Source organism: Pseudidiomarina sp. WS423, assembly GCF_050750165.1.
In the GTDB taxonomy this organism is placed as follows: Bacteria; Pseudomonadota; Gammaproteobacteria; order Enterobacterales; family Alteromonadaceae; genus Pseudidiomarina; species Pseudidiomarina fusca.
The window spans coordinates 1-3,846 of record NZ_JBOJLN010000032.1 but is presented as its reverse complement, the minus strand read 5'-3'; the positions used below and the strand labels follow the sequence as shown (position 1 = coordinate 3,846).

The window sequence follows — 3,846 nt, the reverse complement described above, 5'->3', positions numbered from 1 at the left end:
TCCTAACGCCCCAATAAGCGGCGGATAATAGTTGGCTAAAATTGTGAACGAAGTGAACGCAGCCAACTGTTATGCGTCCGACTTGATTGGCTTGTTAGATTTTTCTTTTGCCAATAGCTTCATAACATGCTCTTTCATAGCTTGAGCTTGCTTTTCTTTTTCCAACCATTCCTTTCGCGATTTTGGTTTTCTGCCAAACTCGTCTTGTGTGGCAATTAATTTACCGTCTTTGCCACCAATGAAAATTTCTCGGTCGACACCATAAAGCTTTGTACTATTCGATATAAATACTTTATCCAATGATCTCCAATCTGATTTATTCAAGTATCGTTCGGGAAATAGCCAGTCTTGATTAGCTGCTGCAATATACTTTGTTGCACGTTTTTTCAAAATATAATTTATCGAGAGAACTTGTTGTTCATTCAGCTCACGCTCACGAATAATATCGTCATATTTTATTATTGTTTCATCAAAGTATCTCGGATTTGTTCTAGGTTTTGGCGCTTTTAGTTTTCCAGGGCTTCTCGCATATTCTACGTTGGTCAGTATTGCACAATGGTTCATATCGAGAGGAAAAATTGTTCTTGTCCCTTTTAGGTATATTTCAGGATCTAATGGAAACTTACATTTTGCATTAGCGGGATAAAAAACAGAGTTGTAAAATGTTACAGGGCTATCACTAACTATAAATTTCACATCGGATTCATTAGCGCCAACAATCTCCATTGAGGCTTCTGCCCACATAGTGCAATGCATTCTTCGGACTTTCTGCATTTTCATGAGCAGGTCGTTGTAACTCTTAGGCTTAGTAACCCTTATTAACCAATTCAGACCTTTGGGTGTTCTTAGCCTTTGTGCATCTAAGTATTCGAAATAATTTACAATGTGAGGATGAATCAAACGCATCCAATTTGGATCTGCCATTGCCGATATTGCTGCTGCTCCAGCAGTATCAATCTTTCCAAAAAGATGACGCTCGATGTCGTCATTTTGATGGCCAAAATAATTGGTCGTGTAGAGATCTATTTCGTAGAAAAACTTGCCTGGGCCTTTGTTTAGTATTTCACCCTTTCGGATTATTTTACCGTCTGGTCTTTTAATTTCTTCGGGAGATAGATCAAGTCTGAAATACGCTTTTTGTCCATCAAGCATAAATCTTCTTTGGTACCACTCTGGAACATAATGATGCTTATGGGATTGTTTCACTAATCTTCCCTGAAAAATCTAACGCCCGCCTAACAGGCGTAAAAGGCTTGGCTAAAATTAGGAACGAAGTGACGCAAGCCAAGCTTTTTGCGTCCTTTGTTGAGGCGTTTGTTATGCTTTTATTCCAGTATATTTGCAAATTAAGGCTTCAAAACCTCTAACTGCAGACATAACCGCAATTACTTCATTAGCCTCAATATCCAAGTTTTCGGGGGTACGGGGATGCATTAAGCGATCACGGATCTTGATCGCTTTTTTCAAATCACTCCACCATGACAAACCAGCATCAAATGATAGATTTAAGCTATGAGCCTTAGAATATAGATTGAAAGCAAATTTGATATTTCTCGTCAGATTGATATGAGCACTAACTTCAACAACATCACCTTTATCATTTAACTGATGAGAAACCTCAAACGCATAGTCAATTTCGGCTTGCGTTAGTTCAATGCCATTTTCCATTGCATCATCAACTGCTGCAACCTTCATAGCAAAACTTACTCCTTCAATATAAGCAAAGCCAGAACGGACCAGTTGACGAGCATTAAACTCATGGTCGGCAAGTGTAGTTCCATCATCCTGCTTCTCACCATTATTAATATCGTTAATTACATTGGCGGAACACCGATGAAAGTCTTCCCCCAAAGTTTCAATAAGTTCACTTGTACTTCTTTCGCTCATATTTCCTCAAAAAGCATAACGCCCGCAGCACAGGCCGAAACCCGCGCAGCGGTTGAGGTCCAGGCCACGCAGTGGCCGATTGTGACTGCGTTTGTTATGCATTTTTATGCTCGCTGAGCTTTTTGTCGGAAAACGCAAACAGCAGTATTGGAAACCATACTAATACTGCAATTATCAACGCTCGAATACTAAAAACGGCTGAAATTGGTGCATATAGTAACCACAACGGCCAATTCAGCCATGCGGCAACAACATTGCTGCCCAGAAAACCTTGGCATTCGAACCCAATTAGCATTGCGTCATACGCGTAGCATCCGACAAAGTTAGAACCTTTACTGCCATATTCCACAGTTAGAAATATCAAAATGTCTGCTACTACTGCCAGAGCTAAAGCGGCTATAAGAACCAATGATATTTTTTTACACAGTTGCCAGTTCATAGTGATGCATAACGCTGCCAACAGCGGCCGAGCGTAGCGAGGTCCAGCCCCGCAGGGGCGATGCTGCTTGGCCTTGTTAAATGTTGTTGGCTAGAAATTTGATTGAACATACGTAAACAGCAATTCCTGAATATTGTCTGGGTACTCTGTGAATTCATAGTCGAGCTTCTTTAAGTACTCTTCATGTTTTTCTGAAATACTTTCTAATGCCTCAACTCTTTCATCTCGATCTCTCGGAGGACCGCCCTCACCAAACAAATCCAGTGCTTTCTGGGTAATGCCGGCCATTTTATGCGCACCAATAGCGCTAAGAGCCTTTGCTGCATAAAACGCGATATCGCCGGCTGTGTTATAAAACAGCTGATCGAAACCTCCGTTATTCACCTCGGCTTCCACAGCCCATATTGTTGCCAAGACGCGCTCTGGCTCACCAATACCGTCGAATCCCTTAGACTCAAGTTCGATCAGTGATTTTTCAAATGCTTGCTCGATATTCATGATGACATTGAACGCTCGCAGCATGCGCGGCTTTGGAATGGAGGCAAAGCCGCAATGGAAAAGGCGTCGCCGTGCCTGCGATTGTTAGGGCTTGTATGCATCATAGAGTGATTCCCATGTAAGCTGCCCCACGCCTGTCGTACTGCTCGTAAACACTGTATCGATTGGAACTAGCCTACCGAACCCAAGAAATTTCTCACGATCTATCGACTGAAAAGCTCGACTATAAAATTGCACCGCAGACTCTGGGATCAGAATAGCGTGGCGACAGTCAGAGCGATTGGTCCTCCCGGTTTCCTTTAGCAGTTCACCAAATATTTTATGGACCGTGTTGTATTTGTCTTTTGAAGCGTCGCTCTTTGCCTCAATGACCCAATGGAGGTTTGTTAATGATTTAAACTCTACATCAGCAAACTTCTTAGACTTGCAATTGCTGTTAATAACGGTAGCAATTTTTAACGTCTCATCTTTATGCTGCGCAAGGTGGGCAACAAACTGTTCAATGAGATCTTGTTCTGGAGACCTATTGGCCATCGACTATCTCCGATAAAAGCCCTAACGCTTTGCTAATTGGCTGCCGCAGCGCAGCGTAGGCAGTCCAGTGGAGGCCACGCTTTTTGTGGCCGGAACGAAATTAAGCAATTTGTTATACGCGTTTTGCATTTGAATTAAAAGCCGTTGCGCAAACAAGCAAACCTGCACCATGAAAAATGCCGATTATGTTGGTTTGAGTAATTAATGACACAGATGAACCAGAAAAATACTGAGTAACTGGAATAGCTAAGATGCCACTTAAGCACACAATAACAAGGCCCAAGCAGAAACGAAATTTGCCATGGTGATTAGAACGCCACACTAAAACACCTGCAATAAAAGCAAGAATAATTGTTGATAGATTAACTTGAATCGCTGTACTCAGAATGTCCATATTGCTCTCTACTTACTCCAGCTCAAAGCGTATAACGCCGCAAGCAAAGGCGCGCGTTAGCGCGTCCAGCCCGCAGGGCGATTTTGCCTTGCCT

The 3,846-nt window shown here is 42.3% G+C and carries 6 protein-coding genes; all 6 read right to left on the bottom strand.

Annotated features, from left to right (window positions below; all coding sequences use genetic code 11):
* Nucleotides 1-69: 69 nt before the first annotated feature.
* Nucleotides 70-1,152: a hypothetical protein gene (locus tag ACQ661_RS12550; protein ID WP_431668574.1), complete on the bottom strand. Its 1,083-nt coding sequence runs from the start codon at nt 1,150-1,152 to the stop codon at nt 70-72.
* A 165-nt stretch (nt 1,153-1,317) separates the two neighbouring features.
* Entirely contained in the window at nt 1,318-1,887 is a 570-nt protein-coding gene (locus tag ACQ661_RS12545) for a hypothetical protein (RefSeq protein WP_431668573.1), read from the bottom strand.
* A gap of 94 nt (nt 1,888-1,981) precedes the next feature.
* Entirely contained in the window at nt 1,982-2,326 is a 345-nt protein-coding gene (locus tag ACQ661_RS12540; protein WP_153827406.1) for a hypothetical protein, read from the bottom strand.
* A gap of 90 nt (nt 2,327-2,416) precedes the next feature.
* On the bottom strand, nt 2,417-2,824 hold the full coding sequence (locus ACQ661_RS12535; RefSeq protein ID WP_431668572.1) for a DMP19 family protein: 408 nt from the start codon (nt 2,822-2,824) through the stop codon (nt 2,417-2,419).
* Nucleotides 2,825-2,908: 84 nt separating this feature from the next.
* Nucleotides 2,909-3,358, bottom strand: coding sequence for a hypothetical protein (locus ACQ661_RS12530; protein ID WP_431668571.1), 450 nt, complete (start codon nt 3,356-3,358; stop codon nt 2,909-2,911).
* Between the two features lie 112 nt (nt 3,359-3,470).
* Entirely contained in the window at nt 3,471-3,752 is a 282-nt protein-coding gene (locus ACQ661_RS12525; RefSeq protein WP_369743938.1) for a hypothetical protein, read from the bottom strand.
* Between the last annotated feature and the right edge of the window lie 94 nt (nt 3,753-3,846).